Raw genomic sequence first — 23,963 nt, forward strand, 5'->3', positions numbered from 1 at the left:
CTGCCTTACGCTTACTTGTTGAGGATGAGCTTGCCCTGACGGGTGATCTTGAGCCGGTAGAGCGCGCCGTGATGCTCGATGCCGATCTCGTGCTCACCTTGGAACAGCGTGTTGCTCGACAGCGTCCGCACCGCCAGCGGAACGCCGTCGAAGCGGGCGGAGGCATCGTCGGAACGGCGGATGCGATAGCGGAAGTCGTTGGGATTGTGCGTGTTCATGTGGATCGGTCCCTTTCCTGTGCCGGGCGTCTGGCTAGGCGTTTTGCGTAATCCGATTCATTCTTGACTTGAATAATCATGTTTACTAGTCAGTGCAATACCGGATTAAATTAGTCAAGATTTAAGACGCGAATACGATCACAAATGCCAGCCAGCCCCAGGCCAGCCCGCATCGAACCTGGAAACTTTGGAGTTGGGGCACATGGGGTTAGCGATTTGGGAACGGCGCGGCTGGTCGGGGCCGAACGGTGCAGCGGCTTTGCTGGCGGGCGTGGCGGCGATTGCCTTATACGTGCCACCTGCCAACGCTCAGCAATCAGCACAGGCGGCGGGAGAGCAGGCCGATCAATCGAAGCAGGCTGAGCAGGAAAAGCCGGCGCCAGCGGGCGCAACACTGCTCGACAAGGTTCTGGTCATTAGCCGCACCGGAGAAACGGCCATCCAATCGCTGGCCTCGGCCAGCCATATCGACCAGGAACAGCTCGATCGCCGCATGGCGACGACGCCGAACGAAATGCTGTTCGGCGTGCCCGGCGTCGCGGCGCAGGCCGATGCCAGGCGCGTCAGCACCAGCGTCAATATCCGCGGCCTGCAGGATTTCGGCCGCGTCGCGATCATCGTCGACGGCGCGCGGCAGAACTTCCAGCGTTCCGACCATGGCACCCAATCGACCTTCTACGTCGACCCCGAGCTTATCAAATCCGTCGACGTCATCCGTGGTCCGGTCGCCAACACCTATGGTTCGGGCGCGATAGGCGGCGTGGTCTTCTTCGACACCAAGGACGCCCAGGACATCCTCAAGCCGGACGAGACATGGGCTGGTTCCGTCACCGGACGCTACGAGAGCAACGGCAAGGGCTGGACCACCAGCGCATCCGGCGCCTATCGCTTTAACGACAATTTGGATGCGCTGGGCAATATCGTCTACCGCAATTATGACGACTACAAGGATGGCGACGGCGACACCGTCAAGGGCACCGGCTTCGACGTGCTGAGCGGATTGCTAAAGACCACGATCCGCCCGAGCGACAATAGCGAACTGAAGCTCGGCTGGGTCGGTTCGAGCGACGGCTGGAACGAGATCAGCGGCGGCATGCCGGTCAATGACGTCGACCTGAAATCGAACACCTTCACGGCTCGCTACAATGTCACGGACGAAGACAGGAGCTGGCTCGACCTCCACGTCAACACCTCCTACAACAAGACCAATCTCGACCTGACCGGCCTTGTTCCGCAGCGCCGCTTCGATCCCGTCACCGGCCTTCCCGTGATGTTGCCGGCAGGTTCGACGTCGACCTTCGATGTCGGCACAGCCGCCATCGACATCTGGAACACGTCGCGATTCGAGACAGGCGGCCTCGCGCATGAACTGACCTATGGCGGCGACTGGGTGAATGACGACGTCGAGACTGGCGGCACGGCAGGCGGCGACAGCTTCTACACGCCTTCCGGCAAGCGCAACGTTTCTGGCGCCTACGTCCAGGACAAGCTCAGCTGGGATTGGCTCGAAGTCATTGCCGGGCTGCGCTATGACAATTACAGCCTCGAGGACGACACGCACGAAACGTCGGGCGACCGCCTGTCGCCGCGCATCACCGTCGGCGTCTCGCCTTTCGAAAGCGCCGGCCTTGCCGGCCTGCAATTCTACGGCACCTACGCGGAGGGCTACCGGTCGCCTTCGCTGACCGAAACCCTGATCAGCGGCAACCATCCGGCGGGTGTCAGCTTCCCGTTCCTGCCCAATCCCAATTTAAAGCCCGAAACCGGCAAGACCGTCGAATTCGGTGTCAATTACAAGCAGAACGACATTCTGGAATCCGGCGACGCGTTTCGGCTGAAGGCAGCCTATTTCAACAACGACGTCGACGATTATATTGACGGCGTTACGCTGTCGGCCTTCGATCCGACCAGCGGCTGCCCCTTCGGGCCGGGCATTCCGATCTGCTTCCAGTACCAGAACTTCGCCAAGGCAAAGATCAACGGCTTCGAGATCGAAGGCGTTTATGATGCAGCATGGGGCTACGCCGGACTTTCCGCCTCCATCATCAATGGTCACACCATATCCTACGAAGGCGATCGGGCGGACCTTGCCACGATACCGTCCGCGCAGGTCACCGTGCAGCTCGGCCTGCGCTTCCTCGAGGACAAACTCACTGTCGGCGGCGAGGTGCAGTACAATGGCAAGCCCAAGGGTAACCTGATCGCCGAGGACTATACGCTGGTCAACGCTTTCGCCAGCTACCAGGCGACCGACAATCTGAAGGTTGATTTCCGCGCCGACAATCTGTTCGATGTCAAATACGCCAATCCGTTGAACGGCAGCACCACGGTCGCGGTCTATGAACCGGGCATAACGCTGAAGCTGGCGGCAACGATGCGATTTGGAGGATGATGATGACGAACTTGACGGCATCCCTTCGTCTGCTGACCTCGGCGCTGGCGATGTCGCTTGCAGCGGTTCCGGCGTGGGCACAAGAGTCCGCGCCGGCGCCTGCTCTCTCCCTCGAACTCAATGGCGCGCAACCGTCTGAAAAGGGCTGCCGCCTGACCTTCGTGGTCACCAACAATCTCGGCGCCGACCTTTCCAGGGCGGCGTTCGAGATCGCGCTGTTCAACGACGCCGGCGTCGTCGACCGCCTGACCGTGCTCGACTTCAAGGACCTGCCGGCCGGCAAGACCAAGGTGACGCGCTTCGATCTCGCTGGCACCAACTGCGCCAAGGTCAGCCGCGTGCTGATCAACAGCGCGACCGAATGCGTCGGCACCGGCGTCGAGCCGAACACCTGCATGCGAAAACTCAAGACAGATGCCAAGACCGGCATCGCCTTCGGGGTCTGAGCACGGCGTGGGGCCGCACGCGGCATCCTGCGGCACCACCCGTCTAAGTCCAGGAAATCGAAAGGAACTCCATGTACATCGCCATGAACCGCTTCAAGGTGCAGAACGGCTCGGAAGCCGATTTCGAGGCCGTGTGGAAAAACCGTGATTCCAGCCTTGCGGAAATGAAGGGCTTCCGGGAGTTCCATCTGCTGCGCGGCCCAGTCAACGAGACCGAAGGCTATACGCTGTTTGCCTCACACACGGTCTGGGCAAGCCACGACGATTTCGTCGCCTGGACCAAGTCGGAGAATTTTCGCGCGGCCCACAGGAATGTCGGCACGACGAAGGTCCACTATCTCGGCCATCCCCAGTTCGAGGGTTTTTCGGTCGTCGAGGGCGCCTGAAACGACCTCGCCCGCCGGAAAGGCGTCCTTAAGCGGCAGCAAGCAGGCTGGCATTGCCGCCCGCCGCGGTCGTGTCGACGCAGACGGCCCGCTCATGCGCATAGGCCGCGGGGTTGAGCACTTCGCTGACCAGCGGCACGATCGGCCCTGAGCGTTCGGCGATCACCTTGCGCACGATGCGCGCCGCCTCCGGCGTCCCCGAGAAGGCGACGACGTCGACGCGTAACGAACGCGCCTCAACCGGATCGGGGCGGCCGTCGATCGCCGCCAGCGGCAGGCCCTTGCCGGTCAGCGCCGAAAGCGCCGCCGGCGCGCCTGGCGCCACCGCCAGCACCGCGTTGCCGGCGGCGAGCGCCTGGATCGTCTGCGCAAGCAGCGTGTCGCCGTCCGGTCCCAAGCACAGCACCCGGCCGCGCGGCGCCAATGACAGTGTATTGGCCTCGCCGGTCGGCCCGGGCAGGTCGACCTGGCCGAAATCGATTGCGGCGGCGGCACCGATCGCCGCGGCACCTTTGCCTCGCAGGTGCTTGCGCAGGATGGCGATGCGGTCCGGCCGCGTCGACCAGCCGTCAAGCGCGGGATCGGGCAGATTGTCGGCGAGTTCGGTCGCCGTCACCTTGTGGCCGTCGCCAACAGGCGTGCCTGCCTCCGGTCCCTTGCGAAAGCGCCGGAGATAATGCGGTCCGCCGGCTTTGGGCCCGGTGCCGGACAGCCCCTCGCCGCCGAACGGCTGCGAGCCGACGACCGCGCCGATCTGGTTGCGGTTGACATAGATGTTGCCGGCATGGATCCCGTCGACGAAATGCTGCACGCGACCCTCGATGCGGGTGTGCAGACCGAACGTCAGGCCGTAGCCCTTGCGGTTGATGGCGGCGATCACCGCATCGATCTCATCGGCGTCGAAACTGGCGACATGGAGCACCGGCCCGAACACTTCGCGCTCCATCTCCTCGATACCCTTGACCCGAAACACATGCGGCGCGACGAAGCGGCCATCCCTGGGTGCTTCGAGCTTGGCGATCAGCCGTCCCTGCAAACCCATCGTCGTGCAGTAATCGCGGATCGAACCCTGCGCCTCGTCGTCGATGACGGGACCGACATCCGTCGAGATAGCCCAGGGATCGCCGACCTTGAGCGCCTCCATGGCGCCCTTCAGCATCTCCAGCATCTTCTTCTCGACATCCTTCTGCACATAGAGGACGCGCAGCGCCGAACAGCGCTGGCCCGCACTCTGGAAGGCGGAGGCGAGGATATCGCGCACCGCCTGCTCGGGCAGCGCGGTGGAATCGACGATCATGGCATTCAGCCCGCCCGTCTCGGCGATCAGCATGGCATCGGGCGCGGCTGTCTCGGCCAGTTGCTTCTCGATCAGCTTGGCGACGTCGGTGGAGCCGGTGAAGCAGACGCCGGCAATGCGCGGATCTGATGTCAGTGGCCCGCCAACCGAGGGGCCGTCGCCCGGCAGAAGCTGGATGACGTCTTCCGGCACGCCGGCCTCGCGCAGCATTTCGACGGCTCGGAAAGCGATCAGCGGCGTCTGTTCTGCGGGCTTTGCAATTACCGAATTGCCGGTGACGAGCGCTGCGGCGATCTGGCCCGTGAAGATGGCGAGGGGGAAATTCCACGGCGAGATGCAGACAATGACGCCGCGCGCCTCGGTGCCCGCTTCGGCATTGGCCGCCTCGGCCGCGTAATAGCGCAGGAAATCCACCGCTTCGCGCACTTCGGCGACGCCGTCGGCCAGCGATTTGCCGGCCTCGCGGGTGGCCAGCGCGAAGAATTCGACGGCATTGGCCTCGTAGAGATCGGCGGCGCGATTGAGGATGGCCGCGCGCTCGGCAACCGGACGCTTTGCCCAGGCTGGCTGCGCTTCGACGGCGATGCGCACGGCGGTTGCCGCCTGCTTGGCGGTGGCTTCGCTGACCGTGCCCACCACTTCCGAAGGCCTGGCGGGATTGACGACCGGGCGTTGCTCGCCATAGCCGGCCGCGCGCGTGATCGGCTTGGCGTGCCAGCGGTTAGGGCCCGCGAAGGCTGTCCTCTCCTTCTCGATTGCTGCCAACGTCACCGGATCGGTGATGTCGAACCCTTTCGAGTTGCGGCGGCTTGCACCGAAGATGACGGCAGGCCGGGGGATCGCGGGATTGGCGGCGGGGCCTTGGCTCTCGACCGCTTCTAGCGGGTCGCGCGCGATGTCTTCGGGCTCGACATCCTCGTCGGTGAGTTGGTGGACGAAAGATGAATTGGCGCCGTTCTCCAGCAGCCGGCGCACCAGATAGGCGAGCAGGTCGGAATGCGCGCCGACAGGCGCGTAGATGCGGCAGCGCGTGCCTTCGGCCTTACGCACCGTCTCGTGCAACGCCTCGCCCATCCCGTGCAGGCGCTGGAACTCGAAGCTCTCACGGTTCTTCGTCATCGACAGGATGGCGGCGACAGTGTGGGCATTGTGGGTGGCGAATTGCGGATAGATGCGATCGGTCATCGACAAAAGCTTTCTCGCGCAAGCGAGATAAGAAACGTCGGTGTTGACCTTGCGGGTGAAGACGGGGTAGCCGGCGAGCCCCAGCGTCTGCGCCCGCTTGATCTCGGTATCCCAATAGGCACCCTTGACCAGCCGCACCATGATGGTGCGATCGTATTTCGTGGCAAGCGCATAGAGCCAGTCGATGACGAAGGCAGCGCGCGGACCATAGGCCTGGACGACGACGCCAAAGCCGTTCCAGCCTGCAAGCTCCGGCTCGGCAAGCACGCGCTCGATGACGTCGAGCGAGAGGTCGAGGCGATCGGCCTCCTCGGCATCGATATTGAGGCCCATGCGCGAATGGCGCGCCGCGAGCGCCAGCGAAAGGAGCCGCTCGGCCATGACAGGCAGCATCTCTTCCTTCTGCGCTTCCTCGTAGCGCGGATGCAGCGCCGAGAGCTTCACCGAGATGCCGTGGTTGTGGCGGATATCAGGCCCGTTTGAACCGGCATCGAGTGACGAGATGGCATCGGCATACGCCTCGTGGTAGCGCAGCGCATCGGCCTCGGTGCGGGCCGCCTCGCCCAGCATGTCGAAGGAATAGAGATAACCCTTCTGCGTCATCGGCCGGCCGCGCTTCACCGCTTCGGCGATGGTGCGGCCGAGCACGAACTGCTCGCCCATCTCGCGCATAGCCGCCGCCACCGCCTTGCGGATGACGGGCTCGCCGAGCCGGCGCACCATGGCGCGCAGCGTGCCTTCGATGCCGCCCTCGCCTTCATCGAGCACGCGGCCGGTCAGCATCAGCGCCCAGGTCGATGCATTGACGAAGATGGAGCTCGAGCCGCCCGAATGCGCCGACCAGTCGTGCGGCGCGATCTTGTCGGCGATCAGGTCGTCCATCGTCTCGGTATCGGGCACGCGCAGCAGTGCTTCGGCCAGGCACATCAGCGCCACGCCCTCCTTGGTGGAAAGGCCATAGGCGGAGAGGAAAACCTCCATCAGCCGTGGATCGGACGAGCCGCGCACTGCCCGCACCAGATCGGCGGCACGAGCCGAAATCGCCCGGCGATCCTCCGCCGAGAGGCCGCTCGCCTCGGCCAGCCGCTTCACGGCCTGATCCTCGTCGGGCAGATAGTTGGCGCGGATTTGCTGGCGGATGGCGTCGAGCGCTGGCATGGCGGGTCCTACTGGCAAGCACAAGGGAGCGGGCCGGCGGTCACCGGACCGAATGGCGCAAGCTAGCACAAGTCCCGATTTTCAGGCGGTCTGAAGAAATCGACATTGCAGTTCGATCGATCTATCATATCACCGCAAACTACCCGAAGAAGGCTGCATTTTCGATGAGGGAAGACCAATTGGACCGCATCGACAGGAACATCCTGTCGGCGCTGGCAAGCGACGGCAGGCTTTCCATGTCGGAGCTCGCCGCCAAGGTCGGCCTGTCCAAGACGCCGGTGCAGGCGCGGGTGAAGCGGCTGGAGAAGGACGGCTATATCAGGGGCTACCAGGCGATTATCGATCGCGAGCGCATGGGCGAAGGCCATGTCGCCTTCGTCCAGGTGAAACTGTCCGACACCCGGTCCGCCGCGCTGGACGCTTTCAACCGCTCTGTCCAAGCCGTTCCGGAGATCGAACAGTGCCACATGATGGCGTCGAGCTTCGATTATCTGCTGAAGGTCCGCACCCGCGACATCGCCGCCTATCGCCGCGTGCTGGGCGAGCGCATCTCCGCCCTGCCCCATGTCGCCCAGACCTCGACCTTCGTGGCGATGGAGACTGTGAAGGATCGATAGTTCATTCCGCCAAGGTCTTCAAAAACGCCACCAGCGCCGCGCGCTCGCGGTCCGACAGCGCCAGCGGATGAATTTCGGATGTCCCCTCCACACTGGGGGCAGCCTTGGCATAATGCGCCACCACCTCGTCGAGCGACGCAAACTGACCGGCGTGCATGTAGGGCGGCCGCGTCGCCGCGCCGCGAAGCGAAGGCGTCTTGTAGGCGCGCACCAATTCCGGCGCATCCTTGACCATGAACCGCAATTCGCCGCAGGCGCCGACATCGCCATCGCGATAGGCGCCGAAGCAGTTGAACGGGTCGGCTTGAACTTGGCGTACCGCGTCGACGCGGCCGCGATCCGGCGGCAGCCCGTTGACCGGCGGCACGCCGGTGTTGTGGAACCCATTGTCGGTGAAGCGCGGCCCATTGTGGCAGGTCACGCAATTGGCCTTGCCGATGAACAGTTTCAGGCCGAGGATTTCCTCCCGGGAGAAGGCGGCGTCGCCTTTCGGCTCGGCGCCGGTCGCCAGGTCCAGCGCGAACCGGTCGAAGCGGGCCTGCGGCGGCTCGATCGAGCGTTCGAAGGCAGCGATTGCCTTGCCGATGTTGGCGAACACCCGGTTTATCGCGTCACGCTGCTGGTCGCTCATGGCGCTCCATGCAGCCTTCTCGGCATCGCTGCCGAGCGGACTGGCATTGGCTGGTATGTCGGACAGATCGGGCAGCGGGCCGAAGATGCGCTCATAGCGGTCGCCGAAGCGCGCCTTGATGTAATGCGCATAGGCGGCACGGTTTCCCGCCTGCTCCAGCGGGTTCTCCAGCGGCGTCAGCGCCTGCGCCCACAGGCTGTCGCGCCGTCCGTCCCAGAAAAACCAGGGATCGCGTGCGATGCCGGCGAGCGGCATGGTACGCCGGTTCGTGCGGCCGACGCCAACCGCCTGCGGCAGGCCGTCCTGAAACTGCCGGTCGATCTTGTGGCAGGTCGAGCAGGACACCGTGCCGTCGCGGCTCATGCTGGCGTCAAAGAACAGCGTCGAGCCAAGGGCAGCGGCGGCCGGGACATCGGCGAACCGGTTGGTGGTGTCGGGTTTCAGCGCCGGCAGCCTCGACAGCGCCAGCGAGGCGATGGTCTTCTTCTCGGCATCGGAAAAGTCCGGCTTGCCGCAGCCGGCAAGAACGGCCATCGCCATCAAGACGAAAAAGCGCGCAAGACGCCTCATCTGCGGCTCACAGCACGACGTTGAAGACGACCGTATCCGACCCAGCCGTCGCGGAGATGGCAAAATGCAGCTGCCACCAGCCGCTCATGGTGAATTTCACTCCCTCGATGCGATAGCGCCCGTCGCCGAGATAGTCCGTCGCTTGCGGGCTGGTCGGCAGGCCGTGGCGGTGCTGCGGCATGCCTCCCGATACCGCGATCGCGGCCCCTTCCACCGGCGTCCCGGCTATCGTCTTCAACGTCAACAGCCAGGCTTCCAGTTCGCCTTGACGGACGACGCCGCGTTCCGGCGCGAAGCTCGCCATGAACAATCCGTTCTCGGTCTTTTTGGTTCGGGAGATATCCGGGCCGGCAACCTGCGCGGTTCGCGGTGCGGTCAGATAGACCACTGCCAGGATGCCAGCCAGCAAGGCTGCCAGACCAAGACCCGCCAAAAGATAACGCCATATCGAAGCCAAGCCGGTTCCTCTTCAGGGGATAACGTTTTGCCGCACCGATCGCATCCCGCCAAACCTGTTGGAATCGCAGGTGACGGAAAAAACCGCCCTTGCCAAGCATGGCGCTCTACTCTCCAAAAAGCTACAGCAGCATCGTAACAGGGGAATGGATCATGATCGGCAAAGGTGTCGCCTCGATCGGCGAATGCATGATCGAGCTTTCGGGCCAAACGGGTTCGAACTGGCGCATGGGATTTGCCGGCGATACGTTCAACACGCTGTGGGCCCTGCATGCGCTGAGTGGAAGGCCAGCGACCTACGTCTCGGCTTTCGGAGACGATCCTTTCTCGCAAGACCAGATCGGCTTCTTCGCGGACAATGGCATCGGCATTGGCGAAAGCCCTGTTATCCCGGGGGCGCGGCCCGGCCTCTATGCCATCACGCTGACCGGCGCGGAACGCTCCTTCACCTATTGGCGCGGCGATGCAGCTGCCAGGCAGCTTGCCTCCAATCCGGCTGCGTTGGCAAAAAGCCTTGAAAAGCAGGCGCTTGTCTACTTTTCCGGAATCACTTTGGGAATTCTGGACTCCGCTGCGCGCGCCACGTTGCTATCGGCCGTGGCCGAGGCGCGATCCGCGGGGTCGCTGATCGCCTTCGATCCCAACTACCGGCCACGGCTGTGGCGCGATCGCGAGGAGGCGCAAGCCGCGATCCTGGAGGCGCTCGCCGTCACCGACATCGCATTGCCGACTTTCCCGGACGAGCAGATGCTGTTCGGCGATGAAGCGCCACAGGCAACGGCTGGGCGGCTCGGGCAACTGGTCGGCGAAGTCGTGGTCAAGAACGGTGAACAGCCGGCGCTGATCGTCGAGAGCGGGACGCTGCGGGACGTTCAGGCGATCCATGTGGCCACGCCCGTCGACACCACGGGCGCGGGCGATTCCTTCAACGGCGGCTATCTCGCCGCGCGTCTCGCCGGACACACCCCTGCGGAGGCTACAAAGCGCGCGCACCGTGTCGCGGCCAGCGTGGTGCAGGTTCGCGGCGCATTGGCGCCATTCGAGACGTTGCGTGCGGCATTCGAAACGGATTGAGGGTCAGGGCAGCCGGAACCGATATTCCGTCACGTGATGGTAGATCGAGCCCGGCCACAGTGTCGCCTGCGGGAAATAGGGCCGGTTCGGTGCGTCCGGCCATATTTGCGGCTCCAGGCAAAAACCACAGAAAGCTTTGTGGTTTCGCCCTTCCAGCCCCGTGCGCGGCGTCACATACTGGCCGGTATAGAGCTGGACGCCGGGCTCCGTGGTCCACAGTTCCATCTCGACGCCGGAGCTCGCTCCTTGCACCCACGCCGCCTGCTTGAGCGGCCCACGCGCCGAGGCGAGGCAGAAATTCTGGTCGTAGGCAAGCTGCTCGCCTTCGGTCTCCATGCGCAGGGGCCGCGCCTGGCGGAAATCGAAGGGCGTGCCGTCGACAGGCTTCACCGTGCCCGTCGGAATCATTTCGCCATCCACGGGCAGATAGGCGCCGGCATTGAGCATCATCCGGTGATCGAGGATGTCGCCCGTCCCGCCATCATCGAGGTTGAAGTAGGAATGCTGCGTGAGATTGCACAGCGTCGGCTCCTCGCACGTCGCTGATATCTCGACGCTGAGCGTACCGGGGATCTTCAGCCGGTAGGTGCAGGTGACGTCGAGTGCCCCGGGAAAGCCCATCGTGCCGTCGGGATCGTGCAGCGTCAGCGTGACGAAGTCCCGCCCGTGCAGCGAAACCGTCCACGGCCGATGGAAAAAGCCTTGCGAGCCTCCATGCAGCGTGTGCTTGTCGAGAAAATTGCGCTCGGTCTGGTAGCGCTTGCCGGCGATGGTGAAGCGGCCGTCGCGGATGCGGTTGGCATAGCGGCCGACGACCGCGCCGAAGAAAGCCGTGTCGGTTTCATAGGATGATAGATTATCATAGCCGAGCACGAGAGGCGCATCGTGGCCGGCCAGGCGCAGGTCCTGGATGATCGCGCCGAGCCCAAGGATATTGGCGCTAAGTCCGCCGCCTCTGATGGTGAAGCGGCGAATCGGGTCGCCCGCCTGGGTGGTGCCGAAAACCTCGCCGTCCTTCATTGCCATGCCCGCAAACGTCAGTTGATCCAGACGGCCCGTTTCGTAGCCGGGGCAGGCAGATCACAGGCCTGCCTGTCCCGGCGACAGTCTATCAGAGGCCGAGGCCGCCGATGCAGACATATTTGGTGTCGAGGTAATCCTCGATACCCTGATGTCCGCCTTCCTTGCCGAGCCCGGACTCCTTGACGCCGCCGAACGGTGCTTCCGGCGTGGTGATCAGGCCTTCATTGACGCCGACCATGCCATATTTCAGCCCTTCCATGACGCGGAAGGCGCGGCCGAGATCGCCGGTGTAGAAATAGCAGGCGAGGCCGAATTCGGTGTCATTGGCAAGCGCAATCGCCTCTTCCTCGGTCTCGAACCTGAAGACGGGCGCCACCGGCCCGAAAATCTCTTCCTTCATGAAGCGCATCTTGGGCGTCGCATCGGCGATGACGGTCGGCTGGAAGAACGAGCCGCCGAGCGCATGGCGCTTGCCGCCGGCGACGATCTTGCCGCCCTTCGAAGTCGCGTCGGCGATCAGTTCCTCGACCTTCTCCACCGCTTTCTCGTCGATCAGCGGCCCCTGCTGCACGCCCTCCTCCAGGCCGGAGCCGACCTTCAGCTTGTCGCTGGCGGCAGCCAGCTTCTCGACGAACCGGTCATAGACGCCGGCCTGGACAAGGAAGCGGTTCGTACAGACGCAGGTCTGGCCCGAATTGCGATACTTGGCCGTGATCGCACCGGCGACGGCGCGGTCGATGTCGGCGTCGTCGAAGACGATGAACGGCGCATTGCCGCCGAGCTCCATCGACACCTTCTTCACGGTGACGGACGACTTCTGGATCAGGATCTTGCCGACCTCGGTCGAGCCGGTAAAAGTGATCTTCTTGACCAGCGGATTGGCGCAGATCTCATCGCCAATTTCGCCGGCCGCACCGGTCAGGATGTTGACTACGCCCTTGGGGAAGCCGACTTCCTCGGCCAGCGCGCCCCAGGCGAGACCGGAGTAAGGCGTCTGCGAGGCGGGCTTGACCACGGCGGTGCAACCCGCGGCGAGCGCCGGTCCGAGCTTGCGGGCCAGCATCGAGGACGGGAAATTCCACGGCGTGATGGCGGCGATGACCCCGACCGGTTCCTTGGTGACCAGGATGCGGCGGTCCGCCCATGGCGACGGCACGACATCGCCATAGGTGCGGCGGCCCTCCTCGGCGAACCACAGGATGTAGGAGGCGGCCGAGCCGATCTCGCCCTTCGATTCGAACAGCGACTTGCCCTGTTCAATGGTCAGGAGCTCCGCCAGAACGTCCTGATTGTCCATCATGGCATCGTGCAGCTTGCGCAGCAGCTTCGAGCGCTCGAGCGCGGTGGTCTTGCGCCAGGTCTTGAAAGCTTCGTCGGCGGCTTCGATGGCGCGGCGGGTCTCGACCTTGCCTGCCTTGGGCACGGTGCCGATCTTGAGGCCGGTTGCCGGATTGGTGACGTCGACCGTCTGGCCGCTGTCGGCCTGCACCCATTCGCCGTTGATGAGATTGGCCTGGCGCATGAAATGGCTGGTTTTCTGAAGCATGGTCTAGCCTCCGTTCGGCGCTCACGGGCCGCTATCTGGATGTCTTCGATTAGCGCACCGTGCGCTGGGGCCATTGCTCTTAACCTAGGGAAAGCCCCGCAAGCAATCGCAAGATGGCATATAGGGGTTATGCCAGTGCAAGGCGAGAGCCGAGGTTTGATTTCACCGCTGAGACATCGCGTCGAACGGACTCACGCCGAGCGGCTCATACCCTGGTCTTATTCATGTCAGCCGAAGACGTGCACGCTCACCGCCAGCCAGAAAGCAGTGGTGACGACCGCGCTCGCGGTCGCGATGGTCATCTGGTTCGAAGCCAGCGCCTGGCCTGTGTTGAACTGCACGGCAATGAGATAGGAATTGATGCCGGATGGGAGCGCCGCCACCACGACCGCTACCTTGGCGGTCAAGGGCGGCAGGCCGAGCAACCAGACGAAGATCAGAACCAGCGCCGGCATCAGGAACAGCTTCAGTGTTGATAGCGCCAGCGCCGGGCGGACATTGCCTGATATGCCGAAGCGGCGCAGGCTGAGCCCCATGGCGAACAGCGCCACCGGCCCGGCGGTGCCGGCCAGCGCGTCCACCAGCCGCATGACCAGTTCGGGCAGCGGGATGCCGCTGAAGCGCCATGCGAGACCCAAAAGAATGCCGATGATCAGCTGATTGATGAACAGCCGCCTCAGGAAGTTGCGGACGACGCGCACGGGATGCACATGCTCGCCGCCGCCGCGGCCGAACATCTCGAACAGCACGATCGAAGCCATCATCATGACAGGCAGATGCACGGAAACCAGAAGCGACAGCACCTCGAATCCGTCCCGCCCGAATATGCCGAGAATGAACGGCGCGCCGAGCAGGACAACATTGGAATAGGCCGACGACACGCCGCCGACGACACCGGCGCGTGCGTCGCGTCCGAATATCCGCGTGGTAACGACATGGCCGGCGGCCCAGGTGATTGCCACCGCCGCGAAATAGGCCCCCCATAGCGACCACGGTGCCACCCCGTGGAAATCGGCATTCACCATCGTCTGGAACAACAGCAGCGGCATCGCAACGCTGACCGCGAAATCGGATATCCCCTCGCCGCTCGCCGGCTTCATATAACCGGTGAACCCGGCGAGGTAGCCGAGCGCCACGAGGCTGAAGACGAAAAGGACGGTTTCGGTAAGCGGAGACATTTTTCCAGGGATAGGCGAGCCAAGGTCGCGGTGCAATCGCGCCCGAATTTCTTCGACCCCGAATTTGTTCTGCCAAGCGGGGCATCGCCGAAGGCGGCTGGACTTTTCCCATCCCGCTCACGACCGGAAGACCGATCTGGTGAAGCAGCGGATGACGAAGGAGAAGTGAGACCGCGGAGACCGCAGGCCTTTCGCTTGTCTTTGTACCTGCTTTCCGATCCCTATATGCGGGTGGCCGGTGCCCGGCTTCTGGAAGGATTACGATGATCCGATTTGCCTTGGCGTTGTTCCTGTTTGGCGTTCCGGCTGCAGCGCATGCGACGGATGCCGGCTGGGCGCTGCTGCGCGATGGCGGCCATGTCGTGCTTTTGCGCCATGCCATGGTCACCGGCACCACCGATCCCGCCAATTTTGATATCGACAGCTGCGCCACCCAGGTCAATCTGTCCGCACGCGGCAAGCAGCAGTCGAGCAAGATCGGCGCCTTGCTTGCCGCCCGCGCCGCGCCGATCGAGCGCGTGCTGTCCAGCCGCTATTGCCGCTGCCTCGACACCGCGCGCATCGCCTTCGAGACCGAGCCGGAGCCTTTCGCGCCGCTCGACCTGCTGAAGGGCGACGCGGCGCAAAAGGCGGCCCAGATCGCCGCGATCATGAAGGAAATCCGCGCCTATTCCGGCTCTGACAACCTGGTCATGGTCACTCATCTGGAAAATATCGCTGCGTTGACCGGCGTCTCGCCGCGCGAGGGCGAAGCCGTTGTCGTCGAGCCGCAGGGCGAGGGTCTGCGTGTGCTCGGCCGGGTTACGTTCTAAATCGGGGCCGACCGGCGCATCCGCGAGCAGCCACGCGATGAGGACTTGCGACAGAGGTAATGTTGCCAAAATACCACCCAAAAAAGATGCCGCGCTAGGGCCGCGACGATGAGGCCAACATCATCCGCGGTCGCCAGCCATGGAGGGGCCGCCGGGTTGACCGGCGGCCCGTCTTGCGTTTCTTGGGCACGCTACCCATCTGCGCCCGGCGTATCAGGCCTTTTCCTGCCGGGAAAAACCGATTAGACAGCGCCCAAACAAGATGCGGACAGATTCCGCCCGCAACCGAAGGAAAAGCCCTTGTCCACCACGTTCGACAAAGTCGCCAAGATCATTGCCGACACCAGCGAGATCGACATCGACACCATCACGCCCGAGAGCCACACGATCGACGATCTCGGCATCGACAGCCTCGATTTCCTCGACATCGTCTTCGCCATCGACAAGGAATTCGGTATTAAGGTGCCGCTGGAAAAGTGGACCCAAGAAGTCAATGACGGCAAGGCTTCGACGGACGATTACTTTGTCATGAAGAACCTGTGCGCCAAGATCGACGCACTGGTCGCCGCCAAGACCGCCTGATCCGTACCCGATCATCCATGAGCCCCCGCGACGTCGTCATCACCGGCATTGGCCTTGTCTCCTCGTTGGGAGAAGGCCCCGATGAACACTGGCGCAAGCTCACTCAGCCGGATCAGAAGCCGGTGCTCGAAGCCGAGCGTTTCGCGCCCTACACCGTCCATCCGCTGCCGGAGATCGACTGGAACCTGCAGATCGCCAAGCGCGGCGACCAGCGCCAGATGGAAACCTGGCAGAGGCTCGGCACCTATGCCGCGGGTCTTGCGCTGGACGATGCCGGCATCAAGGGCAATGACGAGCTCTGCACGACCATGGACATGGTCGTGGCCGCCGGCGGCGGCGAGCGCGACGAAGCGGTCGATGCCGCCATCCTGGCCGCCTCGGAAAGCCGCAACGACCGTGACGTGCTGCTCAACGAGAAGCTCACCACCGAACTGCGCCCCACCCTGTTCCTGGCACAGCTTTCCAATCTGCTCGCCGGCAACATCTCCATCGTCCACAAGGTGACGGGATCGTCCAGGACCTTCATGGGCGAGGAAGGCGCCGGCGTAGCCGCCGTCGAGACGGCTGCCGCGCGCATTCGTTCCGGCCAGTCGACGCATATACTGGTGGGCGGCGCCTTCCAGACCGAACATTCCGATATGTTGCTCGGCTATGAGCTTGCCGGCTACCTGCATCGCGGCGCCTGGAAGCCCGTCTGGCAGCGGCAAGGCGCCGAAGGTGGCGGCGTGGTATCGGGATCCGGCGGCGCTTTCCTGGTGCTGGAGCAGCGCGAACACGCGGCAAGCCGGGGGCGCAGGATCTATGCCGAGCTCGGCCCGGTCGTCTCCGGCCGTGCCAGGCGGCGGCAGGGCGAGCTCGATTCCGAGATCGCCGCGCTGCTCAAGAAGACCGCCGTGCCGAATGGCGGCTTGCTTTCCCTGTCTGGCGCCTCAGGCGCTCACGCGGCTACCGCTGCCGAGAAGTCGGCGTTCGACAGCAATCCCGCGATCGCGGTGCGCGGCTTCGCGACGCTGACCGGCCACATGAAGGAAGCGCAGTTTCCCTTCGCCGTGGCGCTGGCGGCGCTCGCCGTCGACCGTAAGGCCGCCTACCCCGTTTTCGATGCCGCTGCCGAGAAACCGTTCGAAGGCATTCCAAGAAGCGTCCTTGCAACGGCGATCGGCTACCACCAATTCGAGGGCATGGCGCTGGTCAACGCCGCATAGAGCGGCCAGCCACATACAACGACAAAGGTTAGGGCTTCCGGATGGCCAATCTCAGAGATCACATGGGCAGGCCGATCGTTGCCGTCACAGGCATCGGCGTGGTTACTTCCCTTGGAGCCGGCAAATCAGACAACTGGACGGCGCTGACCTCGGGCAGATCGGGCATCCACCCGATCACCCGCTTCCCTGTCGACCACCTCAACACCCGCATTTCCGGCATGGTCGATTTCCTTGCGTCGAGCTCGAAGGGCGCCAGCCCCCTCACATACGAACTGGCGGAGACGGCCGCGCAGGAAGCCGTTGCCGAAGCCGGCCTCAATTCCAGCGACTTCGGCGGACCGCTGTTTCTGGCCTCGCCGCCGGTCGAACTCGACTGGCATGAGCGGTTCGCGCTCTATAATTCCGACAAGCACGACGCCGGTGCCGAAAGGCTGCTTCGGGTGGCGCGCGGCTTGAAGGAGCTCGATACATTCGAGACCACGCAGTTCGGGTCGATCGCCGACCGGCTCGCCGACCGTTTCGGCACGCGCGGCCTGCCGATCACGCTGTCGACCGCTTGCGCCTCCGGTGCAACGGCCATCCAGCTTGGGGTCGAGGCAATCCGCAGAGGCGAATGCGACCGGGCGCTGTCGATCGGCGCGGACGGCTCGGCGACCGCCGAGGCGCTGATCCGTTTTTCGCTGCTGTCGGCGCTTTCGACCCACAACGACATCCCGGAAAAGGCTTCTAAGCCCTTCTCCAAGGACCGCGACGGCTTCGTGCTGGCCGAAGGTTCCGGCGCTCTGGTGCTGGAATCGCTGGAGGCAGCGCTCGCCCGTGGAGCAAGCGTTCTGGGCATTCTGCGCGGCTGCGGCGAAAAGGCGGACGATTTCCACCGCACCCGCTCCAAGCCGGATGGTTCGCCGGCCATCGCGGCGGTGCGCGCCGCCCTCGCCGATGCCGGCCTGGGCGAGGACGAGATCGACTATGTCAACGCGCATGGCACCTCGACGCCGGAAAATGACAAGATGGAGCACCTGTCGCTGTCGACGGTGTTCGGCGAGCGGATCGGCTCGATGCCGATCTCGTCCAACAAGTCCATGATCGGCCATACGCTGTCCGCCGCCGGCGCGGTGGAAGCGGCGTTTTCTCTCATGACCATGCGCGAAGGCGTCATTCCGCCGACCATCAACTACGACAATCCCGATCCGGCGATCGTGCTCGATGTCGTGCCCAACAAGAAGCGCAATGCGCAGGTTGGCACCGTGCTTTCGAACTCCTTCGGCTTTGGCGGCCAGAACACTTGCCTTGTCATGGCGCGGGAACCGGTCTAAGCGAGCCACTTCCGCTAGAACAGAACCGACAGGCTCCATGCGCGCACTGCAACTTATCGAGGACCGCCGTCTTGAAACGGTGGACCTGCCGCCCCCGCCGCCGCCCGCGCTCGGCGAGGTGACGCTGCGCATCAAGGCAGTGGCGCTGAACCACATTGACGTCTGGGGCTGGCGCGGCATGGCTTTCGCCAAGCGCAAGCTGCCGCTGGTCGTCGGCGCGGAAGCCTCCGGCGAGGTCGAGACCGTCGGTCCCGGCGTTTCCGGCCTGCTGCCGGGACAGTTGGTCTCGATCTACGGCGCGCGCACCTGCGGCCTTTGCCGTGCCTGCCGCGAAGGCCGCGACAATCTTTGCGAACACGTCTCGGGCGTTCATGGCTTCCACCTCGACGGCTTCGCGCAGGAGAAGATCAACCTGCCGGCGCGCCTGCTGGTCCCCGTCCCTCCAGGCGTGAGCGAGATCGGCGCGGCTGTCGCCCCCGTCACTTTCGGCACCGTCGAACACATGCTGTTCGACAATGCCAGGCTCGAGCCCGGCGAGACGATCCTTGTCCACGCCGGCGGATCCGGCATCGGCTCGGCCGCCATCCAACTGGCGAAGCGGATGGGCTGCACGGTCATCACCACGGTCGGCTCGAACGACAAGATAGACAAGGCCAAGGCGCTCGGCGCCGATCATGTCATCAACTACCGTGACGACCGGTTCGAGGGCGTCGTGCGCAAGCTGACCAAGAAGAAGGGCGTCGACGTCGTCTTCGAACATGTCGGCGCCGACACCTTTGCCGGCTCGATGCTGTGCCTGAAGCGCGGTGGCCGGCTCGTCACCTGCGGCTCGACGTCCGGCGTGTCGGCGCAGGTCAATCTGATGCAGCTCTTCCAGCAGCAGTTGAAGCTGCTCGGCTCCTTCGGCTGCCGCATGGAGAACATGGCTGACGCCATGCAGAAGATGGCGGCGGGACAGGTCGCACCCGTCATCGATACCGAAGTCGGCTTCGACGACATCGACGCCGCGCTGAAGCGCATGGAAGGCCGCGACGTCTTTGGCAAGATCATCCTACGCGTCGTCTAGGCCCTGACTTCTGTGTTGAAGAAGCTTCGCCGCGACCTGATGTTCCGCTACGGCCGGCAATTGCGCCGGTTCGAGCACTGGCTGGTCGCGCGCATTGCGATGATCATCATCTCGGTGCTGCGCCTGCTGCCCCCCGACAGCGCGCTGAATTTCGCCGACCGCGTCGCCCGCCGCATCGGTCCATGGGTCGGACGCCATAATGTGGCCGTCGAGAATCTGCGCAAGGCCTATCCGCACAAGAGCGAAGCCGAGATCCAGGCCATCGCCTCCGACATGTGGGGCAACATGGCGCGTCTCGCCGCCGAATACATCTTTCTCGACGCCTTGTTCGACTACGATCCAGCCGCCACCAGTCCCGGCCGTGTCGAGGTCAGGGGAGTAGACCATTTCGTCGAGATCGCGGCCGAAAAGAAGCCGCACATCGTCTTCACCGGACATCTCGGCAATTTTGAATTGCTGCCGGTGGCGGCGGCTACTTTCGGCATGAATATCACCGCGCTGTTTCGCCCGCCCAACAATCCGTACCTGGCTGACTACATCCTCTCGACGCGCCGCGCGACCATGGGATCGTTGCTGCCCTCGATGGCGGGCGCTTCGTTCGCGCTCGCCTCGGTATTGGAAAACGGCGGCAATATCGGGGTCCTTGTCGACCAGAAGTTCACGGGCGGCCTGGAAACGACATTCTTCGGCCGCCCCTGCCAGAGCAATCGCGTGCTCGGCACACTTGCCCGTCATTATGATTGCGACGTCTACCCGGCGCGCTGCGTCAGGCTGCCGGGCAATCGCTTCAGGCTCGAGATAGAAGAGAAGCTGACATTGCCCCGCACCGCCGATGGCAGTGTCGACGTGCGCGCCACCACCCAGCTCCTCAACGACGTGGTCGAGCGCTGGGTGCGCGAGGATCCCGGCCAGTGGATGTGGTTCCACAAGAGATGGGACATCAGCCGCAAGCGACGCAAGGCAAAGACCCGAAGCGCCTAGCCTGAATCCGTCCGATGCGCCTCCGGCACAGTGGCCGGCTTAGCAGTCAGTTCCTCACGACGATGCGCGTGTTGCCGAAGCCGACTTCTCGCACCATCGAGTAGAAAGCCGCCGCATTGGCCGTATGCAGCCGCACGCAGCCATGCGACGCCGGTCGGCCGAGCTGCCTCACCGCGCCCGTTCCGTGGATGGCATAGCCGCCGTGGAAGAACACGGAATAAGGCATCGGCGACATGTCGTATTTGCGCGAATACCACATCCGGGCCGTTCGCTGCGGCCGGTAGGTGCCGCGTGGCGTGAAGTAGCCGGACCGAGCCGTGGACACGCTCCACCGGTAAACGTCCTGGCCGTACCTGACCGTCATCGTCTGCGACGACACGTCTATATTTGCAATGAGGCTGGCTGCCCAGCTCTGCACCGAAACACCCAACAGCATCGTGACAAGTGCTGCTGCCATGAGAACTGTCTTTTTCATGCGATCAAACCCCTTTGATTGCCCCTTGCCTGCCTTCACGTCGTTTTTCATCTCTTTAATGACAGGTGAACGGCATAACATATACCCTTGACCAATTCGCCAATCCAAAGCAGCGAATTTGAACGAATTCCCGCAAGAGTTGCCGTAACGACACGCCGCAACGGCCCAATTGCCAGCGGACTTGCAAAACGACGCCGATCGTTGCTCAACTCGGGCCATGAACGAGCGACTCTTCCAAGCGATCGATGACCGGCGCGACGATCTCGTCGCGCTGACCGCCGAGTTGATCCGTTTTCCCACCATCAACCCCCCCGGCGAAGCGTACCGGCCATGCGCCGAATTTCTTGGCGCGCGGCTGAAGAAGAGCGGCTTCGAAACCGAGTTCATCCGCGCCGAAGGCACGCCCGGCGACACCGACCGCTACCCGCGCGTCAACGTCGTCGCACGCTTCGAGGGCCGCTCGCCCGGCGCCTGCGTCCACTTCAACTCGCATATCGATGTCGTCGAGGCCGGCGACGGCTGGACCGTCGATCCCTTCGCCGGCGTCGTCAGGGACGGCAAGGTCTATGGCCGCGGCGCCTGCGACATGAAGGGCGGCCTGGCTTCCTCGATCATCGCGGCCGAAGCCTTCATGGAGGTATTTCCCGATTTTCCCGGTGCCATCGAGATATCAGGCACGGTCGACGAGGAATCCGGCGGCTTCGGCGGTGTCGCGCATCTGGCGAGGCTCGGCTATTTCTCGAAACCCAGGGTCGACCACGTCATCATTCCCGAACCGCTGAACAAGGACCGCATCTGCCTTGGCCATCGCGGCGTCTGGTGGGCCGAGATCGAGACCAAGGGCGAGATCGCGCATGGCTCGATGCCGTTCCTCGGCGACAATGCGGTGCGCCATATGGGCGCCGTGCTGCAGGCATTCGAGGACGAATTGTTCCCCGCGCTTGACCGCAAGATGACGCGCATGCCGGTCGTGCCCGAAGGGGCGAAGCGTTCCACCATGAACATCAACTCCATCCATGGCGGCCAGACCGAGGATTTCCGGCCCGGCCTGCCCTCGCCCAACGTGCCCGATTCCTGCCGGCTGACCATCGACCGCCGCTTCCTGCTCGAAGAGGATATCGCCACGGTCAAGGGCGAGGTGACCGGCATTCTCGAGCGGCTGAAGCGTGATCGGCAAAAGTTCGACTACGAGATCCGTGACCTGATGGAGGTGCTGCCGCTGATGACCGAACGCGACGCTCCCGTCGTCAAGGCAATCGCGCAAGGCATCCACGCGATCTTCGATCGCGAGCCCGACTACGTCATTTCACCCGGCACCTACGACCAGAAGCACATTGCCCGCATCGGCCATGTCTATGATTGCATCGCCTATGGCCCGGGCATTCTCGATCTCGCCCACCGGCCGGACGAATGGGTCGGGATCTCGGATATGGTGGAATCGGCCAAGGTGATGGCGTTCGGGCTCAACATGCTGCTGCGCGGCGCCCGATAGCGCCGCACGGGCGAGAGCCAACGATCAATGCGGCCGTCCGGAGAAAAACATTCCCGGCTACGCCGCCGCGCGGCACGAAACGCAATTTACTCCCGTGCGAAATCACGCTTCTATTCGCCCGGTTTGAGCGCATGTTTGACCACACGGGGAGTAGCACCATGAAATTGTGGAAAACCATCCTGGCCGCCGCCGTCCTGGCGCTGGCCGTCGGCACTCCCGCGCTGGCGGCGCGAACCGATCTGGTCATTGGCATCCCGCTCGAACCGCCACATCTCGATCCGACCGCCGGCGCGGCCGCGGCAATCGACGAGGTTCTCTACGCCAACGTGTTCGAAGGCTTGACCCGCATCGGGCCAAATGGCGAGGTCCTGCCGGATTTGGCTGAAAGCTGGACCATCTCCGACGACGGCAAGACCTACACCTTCAAGCTGCACACCGGCGTGAAATTCCACGATGGCGCCGGCTTCAGCGCCGACGACGTGAAATTCTCGCTCGACCGCGCCCGCGCCGACAATTCGGTCAATGCGCAAAAAGCCCTGTTCGCAGCCATCGATACGGTCGACGTGGTCGACCCGGCAACGGTCAAGGTGACGTTGAAGAACCCGCAGGGATCCTTCCTCTACAATATGGGCTGGGGCGATGCTGTCATCGTCTCGCCGAAATCCGCTGACGCCAACAAGGAAAAGCCGGTCGGGACCGGCCCGTTCAAATTCCAGAGCTGGGCCAAGGGATCCTCGATCACGCTGGTGAAATCCGACAGCTATTGGGGCACGCCGGCTTACCTCGACAAGGTCGAGTTCCGCATCGTGCCCGATGCCGCTGCTAGCGTACCGGCATTGCTTTCCGGCGATATCCAGGCGTTCCCATTCTTCGATCCCGACAGTCTCGCGCAGGTCAAGGACGATCCGCGTTTCAAGGTGGTGATCGGTTCGACCGAAGGCGAAACCATCCTGTCGATCAACAACAAGAAGCCGCCCTTCGACAAATTGCTGGTCAGGCAGGCGATCTCCTACGCGCTCGATCGCAAGGCGATCATCGACGGTGCCTCGGCCGGCCTCGGCCTGCCGATCGGCTCGCATATGTCGCCGGCCAACAAGGACTACGTCGACCTCACCGGCCGCTATCCGCACGATGTCGCCAAGGCCAAGGAACTCTTGAAGGAAGCAGGCCTGGAGAATGGCTTCAAGGCGACGCTGAAGCTTCCGCCGCCCACCTATGCCAGGCTCGGCGGCGAGATCATCGCCTCGCAGCTCCGTGACGTCGGCATCAACCTCGAGATCATCCCGGTCGAATGGGCGCAGTGGCTGGACCAGGTGTTCACCAAGAAGGACTACGACCTGACCATCGTCTCCCATACCGAGCCCAACGACATCGGTATCTATGCGCGTAAGGATTATTACTTCAATTACGACAATCCGGCCTTCGACAAGGTGATCGCCGATCTGGACGTCACCTCCGATGAAGCCAAGCGCAAGGAATTGCTGGGGCAGGCACAGAAGATCTTGGCCGACGACGCCGTGGTCGGCTTCCTCTACGAACTGCCCAAGGTCGGCGTCTGGGACGCCAAGCTGCAGGGCCTGTGGGAAAACGCGCCGATCCAGGCCAATGATCTCATCAAGGTGAAGTGGAACGAGTGAAGCCGTTGGCCAAGAGGCGACGTTTGCGCTCCGCACCCCCCTCTGCCCTGCCAAGCTGCCTGACCCGAGCCGCAGGACGATCGCTTCAGGTTTGCGCCGCCCCTCATCGCCCTGCCGGGCACTTCTCCCCGTATAGTGACGGGGAGAAGGGGGCTGGCCGCAACCTCGGCACCCTTTCTGCAACGCTGAAGATTGGCGAAATCCTTTGCGAAGGCGTCCTTCT

Annotated in this window: 21 protein-coding genes; 13 read left to right on the top strand and 8 right to left on the bottom strand. The window is 63.6% G+C overall.

Annotated features, from left to right (window positions below; genetic code table 11):
- Nucleotides 1–11 precede the first annotated feature (11 nt).
- Nucleotides 12–218: a hemin uptake protein HemP gene (gene hemP / locus FJ979_RS00980; protein WP_140555090.1), complete on the bottom strand. Its 207-nt coding sequence runs from the start codon at nucleotides 216–218 to the stop codon at nucleotides 12–14.
- A gap of 202 nt (nucleotides 219–420) precedes the next feature.
- Here hemP and FJ979_RS00985 point away from each other — a divergent pair, with 202 nt between their 5' ends.
- From FJ979_RS00985 to FJ979_RS00995, 3 genes are all read left to right on the top strand, one after another.
- Complete coding sequence (locus tag FJ979_RS00985) at nucleotides 421–2,610, top strand: TonB-dependent hemoglobin/transferrin/lactoferrin family receptor (RefSeq protein WP_140579789.1); 2,190 nt, start codon at nucleotides 421–423, stop codon at nucleotides 2,608–2,610.
- A 2-nt stretch (nucleotides 2,611–2,612) separates the two neighbouring features.
- Nucleotides 2,613–3,056 (top strand): hypothetical protein, encoded by a 444-nt coding sequence (locus FJ979_RS00990; protein WP_140495707.1) that lies wholly within the window; start codon nucleotides 2,613–2,615, stop codon nucleotides 3,054–3,056.
- A gap of 71 nt (nucleotides 3,057–3,127) precedes the next feature.
- Nucleotides 3,128–3,442: an antibiotic biosynthesis monooxygenase gene (locus FJ979_RS00995; protein WP_023763446.1), complete on the top strand. Its 315-nt coding sequence runs from the start codon at nucleotides 3,128–3,130 to the stop codon at nucleotides 3,440–3,442.
- A 28-nt stretch (nucleotides 3,443–3,470) separates the two neighbouring features.
- Here FJ979_RS00995 and putA read toward each other — a convergent pair whose 3' ends face one another.
- The gene (gene putA / locus FJ979_RS01000; protein WP_140579790.1) at nucleotides 3,471–7,082 is read right to left on the bottom strand and encodes a bifunctional proline dehydrogenase/L-glutamate gamma-semialdehyde dehydrogenase PutA; all 3,612 of its coding nucleotides are present in this window, start codon (nucleotides 7,080–7,082) and stop codon (nucleotides 3,471–3,473) included.
- A 164-nt stretch (nucleotides 7,083–7,246) separates the two neighbouring features.
- On the opposite strand from putA, the gene FJ979_RS01005 reads away from it, so the two are divergent.
- Nucleotides 7,247–7,699 carry an Lrp/AsnC ligand binding domain-containing protein gene (locus FJ979_RS01005; RefSeq protein WP_140517216.1) on the top strand — a complete coding sequence of 151 codons (453 nt, stop codon included), beginning with the start codon at nucleotides 7,247–7,249 and terminating at the stop codon, nucleotides 7,697–7,699.
- A 1-nt stretch (nucleotide 7,700) separates the two neighbouring features.
- Here FJ979_RS01005 and FJ979_RS01010 read toward each other — a convergent pair whose 3' ends face one another.
- Together FJ979_RS01010 and FJ979_RS01015 are read right to left on the bottom strand one after the other, a co-directional pair.
- Nucleotides 7,701–8,900: a cytochrome c peroxidase gene (locus FJ979_RS01010; protein WP_140521070.1), complete on the bottom strand. Its 1,200-nt coding sequence runs from the start codon at nucleotides 8,898–8,900 to the stop codon at nucleotides 7,701–7,703.
- Between the two features lie 7 nt (nucleotides 8,901–8,907).
- Nucleotides 8,908–9,357 (bottom strand): FixH family protein, encoded by a 450-nt coding sequence (locus FJ979_RS01015; protein WP_140495703.1) that lies wholly within the window; start codon nucleotides 9,355–9,357, stop codon nucleotides 8,908–8,910.
- 152 nt (nucleotides 9,358–9,509) lie between these two features.
- Here FJ979_RS01015 and FJ979_RS01020 point away from each other — a divergent pair, with 152 nt between their 5' ends.
- Nucleotides 9,510–10,430, top strand: coding sequence for a sugar kinase (locus tag FJ979_RS01020; RefSeq protein WP_140579791.1), 921 nt, complete (start codon nucleotides 9,510–9,512; stop codon nucleotides 10,428–10,430).
- Between the two features lie 3 nt (nucleotides 10,431–10,433).
- Here FJ979_RS01020 and FJ979_RS01025 read toward each other — a convergent pair whose 3' ends face one another.
- The 3 genes from FJ979_RS01025 to FJ979_RS01035 form a co-directional block, all read right to left on the bottom strand.
- A complete protein-coding gene (locus FJ979_RS01025; RefSeq protein ID WP_140579792.1) occupies nucleotides 10,434–11,456 on the bottom strand; it encodes an aldose epimerase family protein in 1,023 nt (340 codons plus the stop codon).
- An 85-nt stretch (nucleotides 11,457–11,541) separates the two neighbouring features.
- Nucleotides 11,542–12,999, bottom strand: a complete 1,458-nt coding sequence (locus tag FJ979_RS01030) for an NAD-dependent succinate-semialdehyde dehydrogenase (protein ID WP_140495700.1) — start codon at nucleotides 12,997–12,999, stop codon at nucleotides 11,542–11,544.
- A 227-nt stretch (nucleotides 13,000–13,226) separates the two neighbouring features.
- Entirely contained in the window at nucleotides 13,227–14,177 is a 951-nt protein-coding gene (locus tag FJ979_RS01035; protein WP_140579793.1) for an AEC family transporter, read from the bottom strand.
- Nucleotides 14,178–14,440: 263 nt separating this feature from the next.
- On the opposite strand from FJ979_RS01035, the gene FJ979_RS01040 reads away from it, so the two are divergent.
- The 6 genes from FJ979_RS01040 (at nucleotide 14,441) to FJ979_RS01065 (ending at nucleotide 20,136) form a co-directional block, all read left to right on the top strand.
- Entirely contained in the window at nucleotides 14,441–14,989 is a 549-nt protein-coding gene (locus FJ979_RS01040; RefSeq protein WP_140579794.1) for a histidine phosphatase family protein, read from the top strand.
- 300 nt (nucleotides 14,990–15,289) lie between these two features.
- Entirely contained in the window at nucleotides 15,290–15,571 is a 282-nt protein-coding gene (locus FJ979_RS01045; protein ID WP_010909964.1) for an acyl carrier protein, read from the top strand.
- Nucleotides 15,572–15,588: 17 nt separating this feature from the next.
- Nucleotides 15,589–16,776 (top strand): beta-ketoacyl-ACP synthase, encoded by a 1,188-nt coding sequence (locus FJ979_RS01050; protein WP_140579795.1) that lies wholly within the window; start codon nucleotides 15,589–15,591, stop codon nucleotides 16,774–16,776.
- 41 nt (nucleotides 16,777–16,817) lie between these two features.
- Nucleotides 16,818–18,089 carry a beta-ketoacyl-ACP synthase gene (locus FJ979_RS01055; protein ID WP_140495696.1) on the top strand — a complete coding sequence of 424 codons (1,272 nt, stop codon included), beginning with the start codon at nucleotides 16,818–16,820 and terminating at the stop codon, nucleotides 18,087–18,089.
- A gap of 37 nt (nucleotides 18,090–18,126) precedes the next feature.
- Nucleotides 18,127–19,155: a zinc-binding dehydrogenase gene (locus FJ979_RS01060; RefSeq protein ID WP_140517233.1), complete on the top strand. Its 1,029-nt coding sequence runs from the start codon at nucleotides 18,127–18,129 to the stop codon at nucleotides 19,153–19,155.
- A gap of 12 nt (nucleotides 19,156–19,167) precedes the next feature.
- On the top strand, nucleotides 19,168–20,136 hold the full coding sequence (locus FJ979_RS01065) for a lipid A biosynthesis lauroyl acyltransferase (protein WP_224519172.1): 969 nt from the start codon (nucleotides 19,168–19,170) through the stop codon (nucleotides 20,134–20,136).
- Between the two features lie 46 nt (nucleotides 20,137–20,182).
- Here the strand turns inward: FJ979_RS01065 and FJ979_RS01070 are convergent, their stop codons facing one another.
- A complete protein-coding gene (locus FJ979_RS01070) occupies nucleotides 20,183–20,611 on the bottom strand; it encodes a L,D-transpeptidase (protein ID WP_140555076.1) in 429 nt (142 codons plus the stop codon).
- 217 nt (nucleotides 20,612–20,828) lie between these two features.
- Between FJ979_RS01070 and FJ979_RS01075 the strand changes: the two genes are divergently transcribed.
- Together FJ979_RS01075 and FJ979_RS01080 are read left to right on the top strand one after the other, a co-directional pair.
- Nucleotides 20,829–22,103 carry an acetylornithine deacetylase/succinyl-diaminopimelate desuccinylase family protein gene (locus FJ979_RS01075; RefSeq protein ID WP_140521077.1) on the top strand — a complete coding sequence of 425 codons (1,275 nt, stop codon included), beginning with the start codon at nucleotides 20,829–20,831 and terminating at the stop codon, nucleotides 22,101–22,103.
- Between the two features lie 158 nt (nucleotides 22,104–22,261).
- Nucleotides 22,262–23,740, top strand: coding sequence for an ABC transporter substrate-binding protein (locus tag FJ979_RS01080; RefSeq protein WP_140559638.1), 1,479 nt, complete (start codon nucleotides 22,262–22,264; stop codon nucleotides 23,738–23,740).
- Nucleotides 23,741–23,963 lie beyond the last annotated feature (223 nt).

Origin of the sequence: Mesorhizobium sp. B1-1-6 (assembly GCF_006443035.1) — a bacterium.
Lineage (GTDB): Bacteria > Pseudomonadota > Alphaproteobacteria > Rhizobiales > Rhizobiaceae > Mesorhizobium.